The sequence below is a fragment of the Gemmatimonadaceae bacterium genome, from assembly GCA_019637445.1.
Lineage (GTDB): Bacteria > Gemmatimonadota > Gemmatimonadetes > Gemmatimonadales > Gemmatimonadaceae > Pseudogemmatithrix.
The window spans coordinates 1,049,145-1,066,442 of sequence record JAHBVS010000001.1 but is presented as its reverse complement, the minus strand read 5'-3'; the positions used below and the strand labels follow the sequence as shown (position 1 = coordinate 1,066,442).

Below are 17,298 nucleotides of genomic sequence, written 5' to 3'. Positions count from 1 at the left end.
AAGCGTGCCCTACGCCGCAAACATCTCCTGCAGGATACCGAGCACCTTGCCCAACGTCGGCGCCGTGACCGTCCCGAGCCGCTTCACGAGGCGCTCGCGATCGACCGTGCGCAGCTGGTCGAGCACGATGTGCCCATCCTTGCCGAGGAACCGGCAGGCCACCCGGAACGGGTACCCGTGGCTCCCCGTCGTCAGCGGCGCGACGATGAAGGTGCCCATGTGCGCGTTCAGCTCATCCGGGGACACGATGACGCACGGGCGTGTCTTCCGGATCTCCCGTCCTCGCGTCGGATTGAGCTGCACGAGGTAGACCTCGCCGCGCTTGATGGCGGTACCTACCACGACCATTCCTCGTCGTCGAAGCGGGTGCTCGAGGGCTCGTCGAGGAGGCCTGTGGGCCCGTGTTTCGCGGCGGCCTCCGCCCATCCCTCCCGGGTGACCGCGGCGGCCGTGATGATGACTGCCCCCTCCTCGACGCGGATCTCGACCTCGTCGGCCAGCCCAGCCTGCTCCAGGAGGGGCTTGGCGAGGCGGATGCCGCGGGAGTTGCCGATGCGTACCAGGCGGGTCTTCATGGGGGCCTCCAATTGTGTGATTACAACGTAATCACATACCGTTGGGTGCGCCAGTTGCCGGTGGTCCCGCTGACGGTTGCTTGTGCTGCAGCCTTCCACGCTTCCGCAGCGCGGCGGTCAGCTCACCAAGCCGTGCTAGGTTGTCCCGCGGCGGACCGGCTCCGCAGTGCTGCGACTGCAGAACGCGCCGCGGCACTGGAGCCGAGCGCCGGCGTGCCCCGGTCGTCGTGTGCGCGGCGCGCAAACCAGAGCATGCCGGCGGACGAGGCGGCACCGAGCGCGACGGAGACTCCGACGAGCGGCAGCAGCGCCCAAGGCGCGCGCCCGCTTACTGTGCTTGCCACCGCAGTCAGCATGAGCGCGACAGCGCCGCTTCCGACCGCACCCCACCCCAGCATCCGACCCATTGAGAGCGTCACGAACGTGGCGCGTCGCTCCGTGACTGCGACGGTGCCTGCGAACGCGGCGCCGGAGAGGGCGCCGATGACGCCCGACACGAGCGCGCCGTTCACGAAGAGGTCAACAAGCACCCCGGTCGGCGGAGCCGATGCGCGAGCCAGGGCAAGGTAGCCAAGCACCGTGAGCGCGGCGCCGCCCGCAAGAGCCCACGGGAGCGCCCATGTGATTGCCGTTCCGAGCACACCACGTAGAGTTCGAAGCATTCTAGAAAGTCCTCCGAGGGCGTTGGATCAACCTGACGTCTTCTTCAGCTGCAAGCGTCGTTAGGCTGCAGCGCGCCGCTAGTGCGGCGACGCCTCGCGCGCGATGCTAGCTCTTTCCTCACCCGACGCGGATCCTCCGAGTCGCGCGCTGAAGCGCTGCGACTCGCCGATGCGCTCGACCTCAATCGCGATCGCGTCGAGCGCCGACTCCATGCGACCCAGGCGCTCTGCCAACGCGGGATCCGCAAGCCTGGACTGGATCTGCCGGACGCGAACCACTCCATAGACGATTGCCCAGACTACGGAAGCCACGCCCGCGCTCCCCGCAATAACTATGACGGCAACTGCTGAATTCATGTACGTCCTCCCCACGCTGAGTTCGTACAACCCTACGCGCCCATCGACACGAGAGTGTCAGCCTAACGTTTGCTTCTGCTGCGGACACTCCATTAGAACGCGCGGGCGCAGCCCGCGCTACCATTGTGTGGCCGTCAGCAGCAAGCGTCGTTAGCGTGCGCGAACGAGACCCGGCCGTGGCGTTTGACGAGCCGCGCAGATGTGGAAGGACGCATCGCGCATACTGTCTGCGGGGGTACGGGTGCGCCTAATTGCGCTTCTGGCTCAGAACTGTCAGGGCGGCGAATGTTCGCTGAATAGCCTGCTTTTCGGCAGAGCTTACAGCGCGATCAGAATAGTAGGTGCTCCCGTTATAGCGGAGCGTCGCCGAGCGCGACTCGGCCAATGCACGGAGGAGTGATTCCTCGTAAGCGCCTGCCGGAATGTCATACCACTCCCAAATTCCTGAGTAAGCGCTGTTATCTCGTTCGACGTCACGCGAGCCTTCGGGAACGATCTCGAACGTCCGGTCATCGACCTTGAAGGTAAAGCTTCTCACAAACAACCAATCGTCGCCGCTGTACCGAATCTTGAGGCGCAAGAACGGGTTGCTGCCCTTGGGATGGACAATATAGGCAAATACGCGCCGATCCCTAGAATTGGCAACGGGGATAGTCCTGTCAGTGTAGAATGCAATCTCCCTGACATCATCGAAAGTACGCCTCATGGAGGAGAGTGCTCGAGCAAGGCGTAGGCTGTCGGCCCGCGCCGAATCGGCGCGCGCGCGCCGCACCGCCGCAACACGTGCTTGCTCGGCACTGCGTGCAAGAGTCGCAATCTCCCTAGCGCGGCGCGCCTCTGGCGCACCTGGATGCCGCAATAAGAGACTGTCCGCAACAGCCACGGCGCGAACGAACTCGCTGTTCGAAAGAAGTGCCTCCGCTTCTCCGAGTCGGCGGGTTGCTCCGTTGCGCAACTCGTCGATCTCACGGCGCGCAGAGTCCATTTGTGCACGAGTGGTTGCCAGCTCTTCCTTAACGCGATCGTGAGTGTCCTGTGAGACGCAGCCTAGAGAACCAAGCGCCAGGGGCAGAAGAGATCGTCTGAGGCCTAGTAGCGTTGCGTGTTTGCGCACGAGCCAGAATAGCCTGGGGTAAGGCGGCAAGAGTGAGGCGAGAGGGAATGTCACTGACCGCTCGCCCAGCGATTGGCTGCCGCCGAAACGTCCTCCATCTGCTTTCCAACAACTCCAAGAAGTCCGCCGCTCCAAGACGAGTATGCTGAGGTGCCATCCGGCAGCAGTAGCTTTTCTGGTAGCGTGCGAACCAGGTAGATCGGATTCTGCCCTGCTGCATACTCCGCGCCCAACTCAGAGAAGTCCTCCCCGCCAATGTGAAAGACCTCCGTCCCGCTGCGCGAAAGCACAATTCGTTCGAAGCGTCGCCCCTTCTGTTCGAGCGCTGCTGCCGCTTGAAAAAGGCCGCGTAGAAGGTCGATGGGTGCTGCGCTCTGGACCTCAGCTAGGTCCAGAACAAGAACAACTGGATTGATGTAATGGCTGAAGCGTGCTTTGAGCCTGAAACCGGAATTGCGAGTGTCCTGGGACACCGCCTCGAGGACTGGTGAGGAAACCAGAAGGTGATTGGCAACAGCGACCGAAGCCATCGCTAGAACGAGAACTAGTGCAGTCGCCTGCGGCCAGCGCCTCGATGCTCTGATCGGACCGGGTTGTACTGGGGTAGCTTCGGATGAACTCACTTCCGCCGTCATGGATGTGACCCGCTAGAAAAATATTGAGAACGACTGCCATAACAGCTAGCACTGCGCGCTGAAAGACGCCACCTAGCCTAGGCCACTCGAGTGTACCGTGTCTCTGCGAGATCTCAGCGGCGCGAAGTGTAGTCGGACGTGTTAATGCTGACATGTGCGAATGCCGGCTGTCGCGCCAACGTTTGGTTGTGCTGTGGACGCTTCCATAAGATGCAGGTGGGCGGCCGCGCCCAACCGAAAGGTACGAGAAAGCGCGGCCGTCCAACTGCTTCACTGATGCGGCCGTGTGCACCAACCTCCGTTATGCCGCCCGTTGCCGATTAAGTAAAGCACGGTATTCTCCGATTGATAGCACTGTGCCCGCTGCTCCGGCCCGTACTGCCACTTCCTTGAAGAATCGGTCGTCGGTTACAAGGAGCACGGGCATCACGCGTCGTCATGCTGACGCGCTCTTATCTAGCCTGTGTGAAGTTGCGGAGCAGGAGCGGAGCGTGATGATGGCCAGTGCAGGAGGAGAAGATTACGCATGACAGACTGACGCGCCCATCAATCATCGGCCCCAAGCGGGCACCTTGAGTATGACCGGCAGAGGGTACTGACCGCCCATCACTTGCGTGTTCGGTGCCGCCCAAACGGCGGCGGGCCCAACAATGCCGCAAGCCTAGACACCGCAACTGCAGGGTCGATTGCGAAGAACTCCCGGTCGTTTCCCTTTCGCTGGGCTTTCAGAATCTCGTGAGCCTTCGTTTCGACCATCTTCGGATCCTGCACTGGCCATGCGGCATCCAATTCAAAGGGGGTGGGCACTCCCGTCGTGAACAGTTCGGCCAGCCGCTGTGGAATGGATCGGGTGGTCATGCCGATCTTGACGAGCCCAGGGAGCGAGGGATTCGACACGACATAGACGAAGCCCGCGGGCTTCGTCGCGGCCATCAATCGCTCCGCAGTTGCCGCATCGCTGGTTAGCCCAGAATACTCTCTTCCGAATTGTTCACGAAGCAGCAGGTTTGTTGCTTCTGTCTCGAGAATCGCCAACTCAGTGAGCGTCGCGGAAACCGTGCCTCTATCTGTTCCACGAGCGCTCGCCCATCTGCTGAGAATTGCAGCCGAGCGGAGGTCACGGAGGCTCCCAATCAGCCACGGGACTCCGAAACCAAGAAGAGCCCCCAGCCAGATCATGTCTTCACGAAGAGCCAGAAGGGCGGGCAAGACACCGGCAACGTTCTGCAGCCGGTCACGAGCTGGCTTCCGTGTCCACTGAGGACTTGCACTTGCTGCTTCTTCAATCAGACTCGGAGCAATGCCATAATGCTGCGACAGATGTTCAACGCGCGCCGCGCGTCCTAGGGCATCCTTGCGCACATACTCCTGCGCGGACACCAACTCATCCATCCGCCGCGCCGACTCTTCCTTGCCCTCAGCTTGACGCCCTCGGGCCCTAGTCCCGAGAGGACGTGTTCTTCCCGGCGTTGCTGTGCGCTCCCGGCTCTCTTCTTCCTCACGCAACTTGCGCTGCCGTTCGAGCGCCTGCTGCACTCGCCTCGCGACGGGATCCTCTCGATCGGCTTCGTTAGCACCGAGGGGAACTGGGCGTGAGCGCATCGGAGATGCTGGTCTGCGTGACCCTAAATTGGGTGCGTTTGCAAGTGACCGCCCACACGCAGGGCAGTTCGAAGGTGTGCCTCCGACTCTTGATTGGCAGGAGTCGCACCATTTCGACATATCTAGCTCGTTCGATGCTTGAGATGAAGGAGCACAGCATCTCCAGTCGGCATAGCGTTTGCTTCAGCTGCGGACGCTCTAACAAAATGCGGGAGCGGGGCGCGCGCCAGACCGACCTAGGGCATCAGGCGCGCGTCCCGCTCCCGCTCCCCTGACGCGACCGACAGCTGCAAGCGTCGTTATGCGGCGTCGAGCACGGAACGGACACGCGGCCCGAGAATGGCTTTGAGCTTGAGGAGCCGATCGACCGCCCAGGCCTGGACCTCCCCAAGCTCCTCGTCCGAACTGTCAATAGAGCCAGCGCGATACAGTGCGATGCGAGACGCACGCCTGTTGTCGAGGCGCTCCCATTCCAGTGCCTCACCAAGCGCGGTCTCAATGGACTTCTTGTCCTTGAGCAAGGTGTCGAAGACGAGCTTGTTGGCGTCGGCGTCACCCTGGTCGATGTAGACTTCTGCGCGGGCACGCCCATCCTGCGCGAAGGACATTCCGTAAGTGATACCGGGCATGCCCGACGAGAAGGAGTACCAGTTCTGAGGCTGCCCGGCACGAGCGCCGGTGAAGCGATGGCGCTCACGCAACTCATCGATAAGCGACTGGAAGAACCGGCGATAGGCCTCTGATTTCGGAGAGGTTTGCCGGTCTGTTGTCTCCCGCGCTTCTTCCTGCCATTCGTTCGGAGCGACAACGGACTTGAAGACTGCTGCGGGTCGCGACTCGTCGATGCGCAGAACTTCGACGACGACGGCGAAGAAATGGAGACCGGTGTCCGTGCGACGGTTCAGCCACTCAATCGCCTGACGGTGCTCGTCTCGGATAGACTCAGCGATCCACACCACGGCGGACGCATCGACACCAGCGGCGTAGGTGAGCAGCTTGCCGAGGTGGTCGTGATTGGTCGCGCCAAACTGATTCTCAATGACGACATGACGACCGGTGCTCAGATCCTTGGCTAGGAGATCGAGCGAGAAGTCGCCGATGTCGGCCTCGCGCTGCACGAGCTCTAGGTCCATCCCAAGAGACGCGCCGAGCGCACCGAGATTGGCGGCCAGCCAAGGCGTGAAGTCGCGCGCCTCGTTTGCCCATACGGTGCGCACAGGAACCGTCGCAAGAACGCCGAAGTCAGGCATCTGTGAGTGAGCTAAGTACGTGAGAAGTCCGCATAACTTGCGTTAGCCAGCGACGATATCCACACCTAGATGCGATTCAAGTCGCTGGCAGATGCCATATGCACCGACGATGGTGCCACGCATCCAGTGCCGCAAGCCCCTCCAGGGCGCACGCTTGCGTGCCCTAGGTTTGCGATGACTCCGCTGCGCATGCATCCACTCGGCTGCCGGTGAATGTCGAAGTCCGGGCGTGGCACTCTCGGGAGAAACCTTCGTCTGCCAATCAAATCAGAAGGCCCCCGGCGCTTCGCGCCGGGGGCCTTCGCCTACCGCCTGAGAAAATCAGTCCCGACGCCCGCCAAGCAAATGCAGAATCGCCAAGAACATGTTCAACAGATCGAGATAGATCGCCACCGCAGCATCCACATACTCATCCGGCCCATACACATTCCGGATCCGCCACGTATCAAACACAAGCAGCCCGCTGAAAATCACAACCGTCGCCCCACTCAGCCAAAGCGCCGCCGACTCATTCCTGAAAAACAGATTCAACAGCGAGGTGGCAATCAACACCCAAAGCCCGACAACAAAGAAACTCCCCCAAGCACTAAAATCCCGCTTGCTAATCCACGCATACGCCGTCAGCACCCCGAACGCCGAGAACGTCAGCCCCGCCGCCTGCCCGATCACCCCAGGCGCAACCTGCGAGTAGTACAACATCAGCGGCGAAATCCACACGCCGATGGTGAACGAAAACAGCAGCGTCAGCCCGATATTCGCCGGATACTGCGTCCGCGCGCGCATGGCCAGGAACAACGGCAGCAGCGCCGCAAAAAATGACAAGAGCCGATGCCGCGCCACGAGCTCCATCAACGCCGGCTGCGTGAACGTGAACCCCACGCCCACAATCGTCAGCGCCACGCCACCCAGCACAAGGAGATACGTCCGGCGCACCAGCGTGGCGCGCTCGGCGCCCGTGCGCACCAGTACGGCAGTCTGCGGGAAGGTCTGGTCCATCGGCAGTCCGGTAAAGAGTCCAGACGCAATATACCCAGTGCCCTACGGACGCTGGTAGGACCGCCCCTCGGCGTCGAGACGCCCAACACCCACGCGCCCGTTCAGCGTGCGCACGTGCACGACGCGACCGCCTCCGTTGATGGCGCCATCTATAGACTTGCGCGACGCGGACCCGCCGGCGAGCGAGGGGAAGTCGGACTCGACGCGCCCGTTGGTCGTCGCAAGGTCCGCGGTGAACGCCGCAGTCTCGGGCAGAAACACCCAGGCCTCACCGTTGAGCGATGACACGACCACAGAATCGCCGCCCGCCAAGGTGGTCATGCGCGCATCCACGTCACCGTTGATGGTCGAGGCGCGCACGGGGCCCACGGCCGTCACGACAGTCACGTCGCCATTCACGCTCTGCGCCTTCACAGGGGCAGTCGACGCGGACGTGATCCGCGTGTCCACGCCGATGAGATCGAGCTTCACGCCGGCCGGCACCTTCACGCGATACGCGACGCGCAGGCCACGGCTGCTAAACGGATTGCCGCGGCCTCCCTTGATCCCGTAGTCCTCCACGGTGCAGGTGCCCTCGCCGAACTTCGAGCAGACGAGGATGCCGTCGGCGGTTGGGTTGGCGGAGAGGTAGACGCCATCAGGACGCTCAGGCCCACCGCGCCAACTGATGTCGGCCTCGATGCGCAGCGTGTCGTCCGCCGACGGCTCGACATCGATCACACCGCGCCCGTTGCGCAGATACAGCGTGCGCTCGCCCTGCATATGGGCCGAGTACGTGAACGCGTTCCGGTCCGTCTGCAGCGGTCCGCTCTCGGGATCGTCGCAGCCAAGGGCCAGGGCGAGCGGCAGAACAAGGAGGTAGCGAGACGACACGGACCGACTCCGAGGTTCAGGGGACACCTGAACATACGGGGTCGGTCCGCGTGGGGTTTCTTCGGCTGTCCTCCGGCACTCCCGCGAGCCCTGCTGCGAGCTCGCGGGAGTCGGCGCCCCGGCTAGCGCTTCCGCAGGCGGATGCTGCCGTTCACGGTGCGGATCCGCACGTTCGGGCCGCCGTTGCCAATCGACGCGCGAATGCGCCGCGGGTTGATGGTGCCGTCGAAGGTGATCGGGAAGTCCGTCGAGATGCGCCCGTTCACGGTGCTCAGGTCCACATCGGCGTTGAGGTCTGGGGGCAGCTCCACGGTCACGCTGCCGTTCACGGTGCTGTACTCGACGTCGCCATCCAGGCTGCCACCCACATTGATGGAACCGTTCACGGTGCTCGCCGACACGCGGCCGCGCGACGAGCGCGCCTCGACATCGCCGTTCACGGTGCTGGCGCTGACGGTGCCCTCGATCTCGGGAATCGTCACGTCGCCGTTGACGGTGTTCGCATCCACCCGCGCCGAGCGCGGGACACGCACCACGAACTCGACACTCGGCGTGTCATCGCGCCAGTTGCGGTCACGATTGCGCTCGCCGCGGATGCCATCACGCGTGCAAGTGGCGTTCTCATTGTAGAGCGCGCAGATGATGATGTCGCCGCCATCCTCACGCGTCTCGATGCGCACACGGTCGAAGCTGCTGCTGCGCCGCGCGCGCTTGGTGGCCTCCACCTGCACGCTGTTGCCGCTGCCGACCTCGAAGCGGACGGCGCCGTTCACGTTGTGGACGTAGACGGTGCGGCCGTTGCCGAGGTTGCCCGTCCAGTTGGAGCGCTCGGATTCCTGCGCCTGAAGCGCGCTGGCGCTGGCCACGAGGGCCGCGCCGAGCGTGAGAGTGCGAAGTGCGCTGTGCATTGATCAGTCCCGGTTGCCCGCCGAACCCCGGCGGATGTTGATGCTGCCGCTGAAGGCGCCAGCCGTGATACGCGCGCCGCCCTGGCCGAGCGTGAACTCCATCCGCCGTCCCCTACGGCCGCCCGTCTCACCCGGTTGCAGCGTGAGCGGGAAGTCCGTGTTGATGCGGCCGCTGAAAGTCTCGAGATCCAGCAGCGCATTGGTGCCCGCCGGAATGGTCATCGTGATGCTGCCGGAGTGCGAGTTGAGGCGATACGAACCGCTGGGCGCGATGGTGCCGTCGTAGCGCACTGAGCCACTCATCGCATTGGCGCGCAGTTCGGTGAGCCGCGCCCGACGGATGTTCACGTCCCCGCTCACCGCCTCGGCGCGCAGGTCGCCTTCGACGTCCTCTATATGGATGGTGCCGCTGACCGACTCGACCGACATCCGGCCGGTGGCGTCGCGCACATCCACCTCACCGGAGACCGAACCGATCTCCAGGCGATCACGGGCGCCGCGCACCTCGGTGTTGCCACTGGTGGACTTGGCCGTGACCTCGCCCATCGTCCCAACAACGACGATGGTGCCGGAGACAGTGCCGATCGCCACGCGCGTGCCGACGGGCACCTCGACCTCGAAGCGCGCACCGGTCTGCCGGCCGCCGACGGAGCGCGTGCGCAGTCCGATGCGGCTGCTGCTGGTGCTCAGCTCAAGGCGTCCGCGCTCGATGCTCGCCTGGATGCGCACATCGCTGCGGCTGGAGCCGACGACGCGGAACTGTCCGCTCACGGCGTCAAGCTGCACGATGCCACCGCGGCTGATGGTGAGCGTGGTGTCCACGCTATCGCCATCGCGCTGGGCCTCTGCCACGAGGGGCAGCGCGCCGAGCAGGGCGAGGGCGGCAAGGAATCGAAAGTGCTTGTGCATGATCAAAGTCCGGTCGGGAGCAGGGCTGCTTCCCGCAGTAGAGTGAGTTTGCTGGTGTACGCGCGGGCGAACTCCGCGGCGAGGAACTGGCTGGCGGGGTCGGCCTTGAGGGCGGCGCGGCTGTCGGCAATCGCCGCATCGATCACGGTGAGGTTGGCCTCGAGCACCGCGATGGTGCGCGGGTCCAGCGACTCGCGCCGTTCACTGACGATGGCCTGCAGCACGGCGATCTCCTGGTCGAGCTGCGTGACGCTGGCGGTGAAGGAGGCGAGATGCACGGCGCCGGTGGCATCATCCTCTTGGATGGCCGCGGCGAGATCCGTGTTGTCGGCGTCACGCGAGGCGATCTGCCAGGTCACGGCCGAGCTGACGGCCACGAGCAAGGAGGCCGCGACGGCGAGCCGGACGATGGGCGCGGAGAACCAGCGGCGCTTCGCGCGCTGCTGAGCCGATGACTCAGCGGCCGCCTCCGTGGCGCCAGTCGCCATCGCATCAATAGGTCCCAGCCGCGCCTCGATGCCCGCCCAGAGATCCCGCGAAGGCGCGAGGTCCGGCAACTCGGCGGCGCGATCGCTGATCGCTTCCAGCTCCGCCCAGAGCGCACGGCACTCGGCGCAGCTCGCGCGGTGCTCGTCCAGGGTGACGTCGTGTTCGGTGTGTGGGGTCATGGTCATTGGGTCAACATCCTCCGTAGCAGCATCCGGGCGCGGTGCAGTTGGGCCTTGCAGCCCCCGGCGGTCACGCCCAGCATCTCGCCGATCTCCTCGTGCGTGTATCCCTCGACATCGTGGAGCACGAAGACCTTCCGTGCCCCGGGCGGAAGCGCCGCGATGGCCGCCTCCAGGTCCAGCGACAGTCCGGGCACCGGCAGCGGTCGCACATCGCCGGCCGAGATCCCGTCCATGTCCTCGACGCCATCGTCCATTCGCTTCCGGCGCCGGCCCTCGGCTTCGCGATCGTTCAGCACCACGTTCACGGTCAAGCGGTGCAACCAGGTGCTGAACTGCGCGTCGCCGCGGAAACTGCCGAGCTTCTCCCAGGTCCTGACGAACACATCCTGCGTGAGCTCCTCGGCCTTGCCCCGGTCGCCGACCATGCGCACGCAGATCGAGAAGACGCGATTCGCGTGGCTCCGGTAGAGCCGTTCGAAGGCGTGTCGATCGCCGCGGGCGGCGAGCGTCACGTCGTCGGTCGGTCCGGTGGACGTCGAGCGGGAAAGGGTCAGTGGAGCGGTCACGAGGCGTAGAAGCTTCTCACGCCGGATTGGATGGTTGGGGAGGGCCCACGGTTTGAATCGAGGCCTGGCGGATTGGCGGCTGGCTGGGAGAGTTTGGCGGCTCGCCTGAGGCGAGCGCGACTAGCCGCGGGCGGCCAGTGACTGGATATTGGCTCCGACACCTCCCCGGGGCGAGCGCCGTAGGGTGGGGTGACCCCCGACCCGGACCAGACCAGATGGCAGTCGTGCAGCAGGTAGGAACTCCCGCTCCCGTATCGCCGGCCCCTCCGGCGATTCCGGCGTTGCCGTCGCGGGCAGGTGCCGCGACCGGCGCCCAGCAGGCGGCGACGCAGGCAGCCGATGCCGCGGCCGATGCGGTCGATCAGGCGCTGGGGTCGCAGAGCACCGCCGACCAAGTCCGGGAAATCGTCCGCCGCGAGGTCCAGAACGCGGTCGAGCGGCAGCAGGGCGAAGCGATTACCCTAGTGCAACCCCCCTTCCGGGAGCCCGATATTCCCCCCGAAGTCATCTCCATCGTCGAGGTCGTGTTCGGTTCGCTGATCGCGATCGTGCTCGGCTATCCGATCATTCGGTTCATCACGCGGGTGATCGAGAAGCGGATGGATCGCTCGCTGGTGAAGGCGGCCGAGGTGGAGAAGCGGTATCACAGCCTGCAGCAGAGCATGGATGCGATGGCGATCGAGATCGAGCGGATCGGCGAGGCGCAGCGCTTTCAGGCGCGGCTGATGGCGGACCGGGCGGAGCGGGTGGCGCTGCCGGCGGATGGGGAGCGGCGATAGGGGCTGGGGCTCTAAGCAGCAAGAGCGCGACTGTTCGCACTCGCGCTTCTGACTTGCTCGGGCTGTCCCGAGCCTCCGCCGAAACATCACGGCGGCCTTGGGCGCCCCCGACCAGCCTGTCGATCGCCGCGAGCAGGTCCGCGTCAGTTCTCGGCCCGCGCAGCAGCCGGCGCAGGCCGCGCCAGAGCCCAATGTGTGGGCGTTGGCGCAGCGACTCGAGCAGCCGCGTCCACTGCGCTTCGCGAGGGGCACGACGGGTGAGCGGTTGGGAGTCGTTGTCCTCGTGCACGCGGCGCAGCAGGAGCCGCCAGGTGTCGGGGTCGCCGGACTCGCTTGCCGTTGCGGTTCGGCTCGCGCTCTGTTGCAGCCAGCGCCGAATCGCCTTGAGCACGGATCGAACTTCGCCATGCGACGGCCTGGCCACACTCGGTGGATCAAGCGGCCGGCGTCGCGACGGGAGCGACGACGGCTTCGGGCATGCGCTGAGTTCGCGCAGCGCCCGTAGCAGCGTCGCGGGATCACTTCCGACCTTCCACCCGCTGCTCCGCAATCGACCGCAGATGAGTTGTGTCGACGCGCCCATCTGCAGTACGGCAACGAAACCAGCGCGGCTCGAGGTCGCCGCTGCGAGTACTGAGGCCTGCCACGACGCCCCCCGCGGCTCTTCCCGCGAGTCTCCCCGCACGGGTGCTTGGTCGCCGTCGCGCGGTTGGGACCGCCAGCCCTGTAGGAGTCGGTCGAGCTTCCTGACTGCGCGCGCCGCGCGCAGTTCGGCGTGTGCGGCGTCTTGCTTGGCCCTGAGTCTGGCGCCGAGTCTCAGCCGCGCCATCGCCTGGCGATCAACACCGAACCGCGTCACGAACACCGGTGCATCGCGTCCACTGCGCGCAGCGCGCCCGACCCGCTGACGAAGTCGCGCCGGCGTCCACGCAGCATCGCCGTGCACGATCACATCCACGCCCTGCAGCTCAACACCCTCGGCGAGCACGTCGGTGCTGAGCAGCAAGCGGACGCCGCGCGGGTCGGCAGGGTCAAAGCGCCGCGCGCGCGGGCCGAGTTGCGTGAGGATCTCACTGCGATGCCAGCGGCCAGACGCGGCGAGCACTCGCGGCCCGATGACCGCAACCGTGCCCGGAAGCGCCCGGAGCTCGCGCCACAGTGCCCGAGTCGTTTCCGCGTGCGCCGCGAACACAGCGATGCGGCGTCCTGTGTGCTCGGACAGCAGCCCGCGAATCGCGCTGGCACGAGCAGCTGCATCACCCTCGACCGACGGGTTGACCAGCGCGCGCAAGGTGCGGACTTGCTGAAGATGCGCTTCGAGCACCTGCACCGCGTCGCCAGGCGCGGGCAGGGAGTCGAGCGCAAACGGCAGTCCCAACTGCGTGGCCTCATCGTCCAACAACATCCAGTCGCGCAACTGCGATCGCTCGGGCCACTGCCCACGCTCCAGGTGCTCCAGCAGCACCTGCCCGCGCTGCAGTCGTCGACGGAGCGCCGCGTTCAGCGCAGCAAGGCTGGACTGCCACGCGAGCAGAAGCGAGGCCTGGATCAGCGCGAGGGCCGCGCTGCCATCGGCGGTGGGGAAGGGAGCGGGCAGGGCGTCGATGGCCGGGCCAATCATCGGGTGCTCGGGCACCGCCAGTGGCTGAAGTCTCAGAATGGGCGGTCGCCGTGCATCGCCTGCGCCCGACTGCAGCACGATGCGCGCACGGTCCGCCGGCGAGAGTTCCGCGACCCGCGCGCCGAGGAAGAGCTCAAGCAGGGCATCGGAGTCGCTGCGTCGATTGACGACGGGCGTCGCAGTGAGCAGCAGCACCTGGCCACGTTGACAGAGTTCCGCGAGACGTGCGTAGCGATGCGTGCTGCGGCTGCGCACGTGATGCGCTTCATCGACGATGACGAGTGCAGCGGGCAACGGTTCGCGGTCGCGGCTGAGCGCCTCCACTGAGACGAACCGCATCGGAACGTCCGCGCGGGCAGCGGCGCGAAGCCATTGGTCGCGCAAGGTTGCGGGTGCGACGACAAGTGAATCGGGGTAGCGCCGCGCGACGCCGAGTGCGATGACGGTCTTGCCCGTGCCCGGCGGGTCCACGAGGAGGGCGCCGCCGAAGTGGGCAAGCGCTGCGTCAATCCGGCGCAGCACTTCCCGCTGCGAGTCACGGAGCGTGAATCGTCCGAGTGAAGCGGAGGTTTGCGCGGCGGTGCCACGCGCGGAGAACCACGCATCCGCAATGCGCCGCTGGACCTCGGCGAGTCGCCGCGAGGCTAACACCCGTTCCACGCGAGCAGCGCGGAGATGGCAGACTCCTCCACACCATAGGCGGCGAGCACCTGCTCGTCGATCTCCCGCGGAGTTGGTGGTTCGCTCCCCGCCGCCGCTTGTGCTCCCAGTGTTGCGAGCAGCGTCCGCGCCTGCGGCCAGTCGCGTGGGAGCGGGAACCGCGCGCAGGTCCAACCAAGAAAGCGCCGATATCCGCCGCGAGCAGGTTCGGCCAGCGCGGCGAGCCAGGCAGTGCCGATCGCGGAGTTGAGCAGGACGGCCAGCGCGTGCGCGTCGTCCTCTGTCGCGGCGAAGACGGCGTAGCAGGTGTTGAGCGGTACCGAGCGGTCGCCGCGCGGTAGCACGAGGGCGCGCGGCTGCTTGCCGATGTCTCCCCACACGACGCGTGGCCGGTCGCTGCGCGCGGACTCCGTGCGGTACAGCGACCACCAGCGCGCGCCGCGCGCATCGCTGCGCCGCTCCAACTCGTGTCGCCAGCGACGCAGGTGTCGATGTACAGCGCTCGGCAGCGTTTCGAGCACCGCGCCGCGCCGGTCGTGCGTCCAGATGATGCGCGACTCCGACGGCCGCGCCTTCCAGGGCGCGAGGTCCTCGCCGCGGAGCAGGGGACGGACCGAGCCGGCGTCAATGCCGAGCCTTGCGGCTTCGTGCCGCGCGAGCACGAAGGCGGCATTGCAGCCGCTCTTCACGCCGAGCGTAGGGCGGCCGAAGGCGGTCTCATGCAGCGGCGTGCCCAGCGAGGCGAGCAGATCGAAGGCGGCGCGTACGGCGGGGGGCAGCAGCAGCCAGGGCGCTCCGGCTGTGTCGTCGAGCGCGAGGCCCGCGGCCGGGCTCTTCCATTCTCGCAGGTCGTCATCGCGCCTGACGCGGACTTTCACGCCGTCTGACGGCCGCGCCGCGGCCTGCGCCTCCACCCGCGTCGCCACCAGTCCAGACGGATACGTGACCGCGTCGAAGCCCTGTGATGCCTCGCTCCAGTCGTCCACGACACGCAGCCGAGTGCTGTCGGTGAGCAGCGCACGAACACCTCCGCCCGCCAGCGAGGACCACAGCTTCGCGGGCAGCAGCAGCGCAATGGCTCCACCGGGCCGTGCGAGATGCAGTGCCCGCTCGGTGAACAGCGCCGCGAGATCCGCTTGGCCCGCGAAGCCGCGGCCAGCACCGGCACCGGCCGCACCGGCCTCCCACGGCGCGCTGCGGAACACCTGGAATCGCTCGCGCAGTCTCGCGCGTTCGTCGGCTTCTACCGCGTGGGGCCGCACCCAGGGCGGGTTCCCGAGCACCAATCCGAACCCGCCCTCTCTGGCGATGTGAGGGAAGTGCGAGGCGAAGCCGAAGCGAAGGGCGGCGCCATCGCGAAGCCGTTCGAGTCGCGCGCGCAACCGCCGCGCCTCAAGCCTGAGCGCGGCGAGTTCACGCCAGGCCGCAGCGTTGGGCGTGCGAGGCCCGGAGAAGAGAGTCGGCGAGCGCACACCGGACAGCAGGTCGCGGCGCTGCGCCTGTGTGAGCAGCAGCCGTCGCTCGACGTCGCCGATCTCCGCCTTGCGCTCCTCTCGGTCGAGCGTGCGCGCCAGGGTCCGCTTGCGCGCGCCTGTGGTGCGGGCGTATCGCTCGCGCAGCCGCGAGATCGCTAAGGCAGAACCGAGCGGCGGTGCCGTGAGCCTGCCCGTGGGGGTCGCCGCGTGTGCGAAGGCGTCGCCAGCGAGCGCATCGCCTTCGCGCACGTTGCGGTCCAGGTTGGGCAGTGGCTGTAGTTCCGCCGGGTCGCTCGCGGGGTCGTCGACGATGACCGCCAGCCACAGGCGCAGCTGGCAGAGCCACACCGCGATGGGATCGATGTCCACGCCAAAGATCTGCTGCGTTGCGACGCGACGGCGGATCTGGGTCGGTGGCGAGTTGTCGCCACCTGCCTGCCAAAGGGCGCTCAGTCGATCCAAGGCGTGCACGAGGAACGCGCCGGATCCACAGGCGGGGTCACAGATGCGGAGATCCGCCAGCGTCGCGTGCTCAAGCGCGGCCGCCAGCCCATCGCTGGTAAGCGCGCCGAGCATCGCCGGCGGCGTATAGAAGGTGCCGCGGCTCTTGCGCGTCGCCGGGTGCATCAGCGACTCGAAGGTTCGGCCGAGCATCTCCGGGTCGACCGCGGCATCGGACCAGTCGAGCGCCTGTTCGCGCGCCGTGAGGCGGAATCCGCCGAGGACGCGGTGAATGAAGTCGCCAAGTGCGTTGTCGTGCAGGGCAAGATGCCGCAGGCGGCGCTCCAGTGGCGTGCGCGTGAACAGGCCGCCGTTGAGGAACGGCAGGCGGCCAAAGGCCTTTGCATCCGGCGCGCGTCGTCGCAGCGGTGTGTTGAGCGTCCCGAACCACAGGGGTTCGAGCATTCGCCGATGCGCCCCGCGACCGCCGCTGCGCAGCGTGAACTGCTGCCGCAGGAACTCACGATCGCCGTTGAGCCAGCCCCGCGCCTCGAGGAATGCCACAAACAGCAAGCGCGAGGCGTGCAACAGCGCGATAGTGCGACGCTCGTCGGGCGTCGCGCGTCCCTGCGACGAATCGGCCAACGCGCCGACACCGCGTTCAAACTCACGATAGAAGCGCTGCGACAGGGCGTCGCGCCCGAGGATCTCGCGCCAACGCCGATGCCGCGCGAGCGTGGAGTCGCCCGCTGCGCCTGCCAGCGCCGCGAACGTCTCTGCGTCGCGCTCAGTGACGGAACGGCGCGCGACCTCCAGCGCGGCTACGCTTCCGCTGCCACCAAGTGGCGGGACCGCGACGACCAGTCGGTCGGACTCGCGCAGGTCGACCAGAATCAACCACCCAAACTCCGGTGCGACCCACGCCACCTGCTTGCAGAGTCGTGCGAGCGCATCGCGTGAAGCCTGTGCCGCCGGCGCCCGCAGGTACAGGGCTCGCAGTTCGTTGGCCCCGACGCCGAGTCGGGGAGCGGCGATGTCCTCGGGAAGGCCGAGTCGACGGCACTCGCGACGTGCGAGTGATCCTGTAGCGCGAAATCCCAGCGCCTCGCCGAGCGCGCACAGGCTGTTGCCGTCTCGCGGGGCGCTCAGGAGCTTGGCCGCATCGATTGTGGTGAGCACGCGCGCACGCTGCCCTGCGAGCCGT

The 17,298-nt window shown here is 66.3% G+C and carries 16 protein-coding genes; all 16 read right to left on the bottom strand.

All coding sequences use genetic code 11. From position 1 onward, the window contains the following. Window positions 1-9: 9 nt before the first annotated feature. The 16 genes from KF709_04905 to KF709_04830 all read right to left on the bottom strand — a co-directional run bounded on the left by KF709_04905 (window position 10) and on the right by KF709_04830 (window position 17,273). Window positions 10-348: a type II toxin-antitoxin system PemK/MazF family toxin gene (locus KF709_04905; protein MBX3173726.1), complete on the bottom strand. Its 339-nt coding sequence runs from the start codon at window positions 346-348 to the stop codon at window positions 10-12. Continuing rightward, a complete protein-coding gene (locus tag KF709_04900; GenBank protein MBX3173725.1) occupies window positions 336-575 on the bottom strand; it encodes an AbrB/MazE/SpoVT family DNA-binding domain-containing protein in 240 nt (79 codons plus the stop codon). The genes KF709_04905 and KF709_04900 overlap by 13 nt, the downstream gene beginning before the upstream one ends. A 122-nt stretch (window positions 576-697) precedes the next feature. Beyond that, on the bottom strand, window positions 698-1,105 hold the full coding sequence (locus tag KF709_04895; GenBank protein MBX3173724.1) for a hypothetical protein: 408 nt from the start codon (window positions 1,103-1,105) through the stop codon (window positions 698-700). A gap of 210 nt (window positions 1,106-1,315) precedes the next feature. Beyond that, window positions 1,316-1,549 carry a hypothetical protein gene (locus tag KF709_04890; protein MBX3173723.1) on the bottom strand — a complete coding sequence of 78 codons (234 nt, stop codon included), beginning with the start codon at window positions 1,547-1,549 and terminating at the stop codon, window positions 1,316-1,318. A gap of 292 nt (window positions 1,550-1,841) precedes the next feature. Next, window positions 1,842-2,579 carry a hypothetical protein gene (locus KF709_04885; protein ID MBX3173722.1) on the bottom strand — a complete coding sequence of 246 codons (738 nt, stop codon included), beginning with the start codon at window positions 2,577-2,579 and terminating at the stop codon, window positions 1,842-1,844. A 179-nt stretch (window positions 2,580-2,758) separates the two neighbouring features. Continuing rightward, a complete protein-coding gene (locus tag KF709_04880; GenBank protein ID MBX3173721.1) occupies window positions 2,759-3,238 on the bottom strand; it encodes a hypothetical protein in 480 nt (159 codons plus the stop codon). A gap of 711 nt (window positions 3,239-3,949) precedes the next feature. Continuing rightward, window positions 3,950-4,735 carry a GIY-YIG nuclease family protein gene (locus tag KF709_04875; protein ID MBX3173720.1) on the bottom strand — a complete coding sequence of 262 codons (786 nt, stop codon included), beginning with the start codon at window positions 4,733-4,735 and terminating at the stop codon, window positions 3,950-3,952. Between the two features lie 509 nt (window positions 4,736-5,244). Then, window positions 5,245-6,195: a DUF4268 domain-containing protein gene (locus KF709_04870; GenBank protein MBX3173719.1), complete on the bottom strand. Its 951-nt coding sequence runs from the start codon at window positions 6,193-6,195 to the stop codon at window positions 5,245-5,247. 321 nt (window positions 6,196-6,516) lie between these two features. Then, entirely contained in the window at window positions 6,517-7,158 is a 642-nt protein-coding gene (locus tag KF709_04865; protein MBX3173718.1) for a Bax inhibitor-1/YccA family protein, read from the bottom strand. A 75-nt stretch (window positions 7,159-7,233) separates the two neighbouring features. Continuing rightward, window positions 7,234-8,064: a hypothetical protein gene (locus KF709_04860; protein MBX3173717.1), complete on the bottom strand. Its 831-nt coding sequence runs from the start codon at window positions 8,062-8,064 to the stop codon at window positions 7,234-7,236. A gap of 122 nt (window positions 8,065-8,186) precedes the next feature. Then, window positions 8,187-8,972, bottom strand: a complete 786-nt coding sequence (locus KF709_04855; protein ID MBX3173716.1) for a DUF4097 family beta strand repeat protein — start codon at window positions 8,970-8,972, stop codon at window positions 8,187-8,189. 3 nt (window positions 8,973-8,975) lie between these two features. Next, the gene (locus KF709_04850; protein MBX3173715.1) at window positions 8,976-9,881 is read right to left on the bottom strand and encodes a DUF4097 family beta strand repeat protein; all 906 of its coding nucleotides are present in this window, start codon (window positions 9,879-9,881) and stop codon (window positions 8,976-8,978) included. A gap of 2 nt (window positions 9,882-9,883) precedes the next feature. Then, complete coding sequence (locus tag KF709_04845) at window positions 9,884-10,555, bottom strand: hypothetical protein (GenBank protein ID MBX3173714.1); 672 nt, start codon at window positions 10,553-10,555, stop codon at window positions 9,884-9,886. Then, window positions 10,552-11,118, bottom strand: coding sequence for a sigma-70 family RNA polymerase sigma factor (locus KF709_04840; GenBank protein ID MBX3173713.1), 567 nt, complete (start codon window positions 11,116-11,118; stop codon window positions 10,552-10,554). Before KF709_04840 ends, KF709_04845 begins: the two co-directional genes overlap by 4 nt. Window positions 11,119-11,694: 576 nt before the next feature. Beyond that, window positions 11,695-14,178: a hypothetical protein gene (locus KF709_04835; protein ID MBX3173712.1), complete on the bottom strand. Its 2,484-nt coding sequence runs from the start codon at window positions 14,176-14,178 to the stop codon at window positions 11,695-11,697. After that, window positions 14,163-17,273, bottom strand: coding sequence for an N-6 DNA methylase (locus tag KF709_04830; GenBank protein ID MBX3173711.1), 3,111 nt, complete (start codon window positions 17,271-17,273; stop codon window positions 14,163-14,165). Before KF709_04830 ends, KF709_04835 begins: the two co-directional genes overlap by 16 nt. Between the last annotated feature and the right edge of the window lie 25 nt (window positions 17,274-17,298).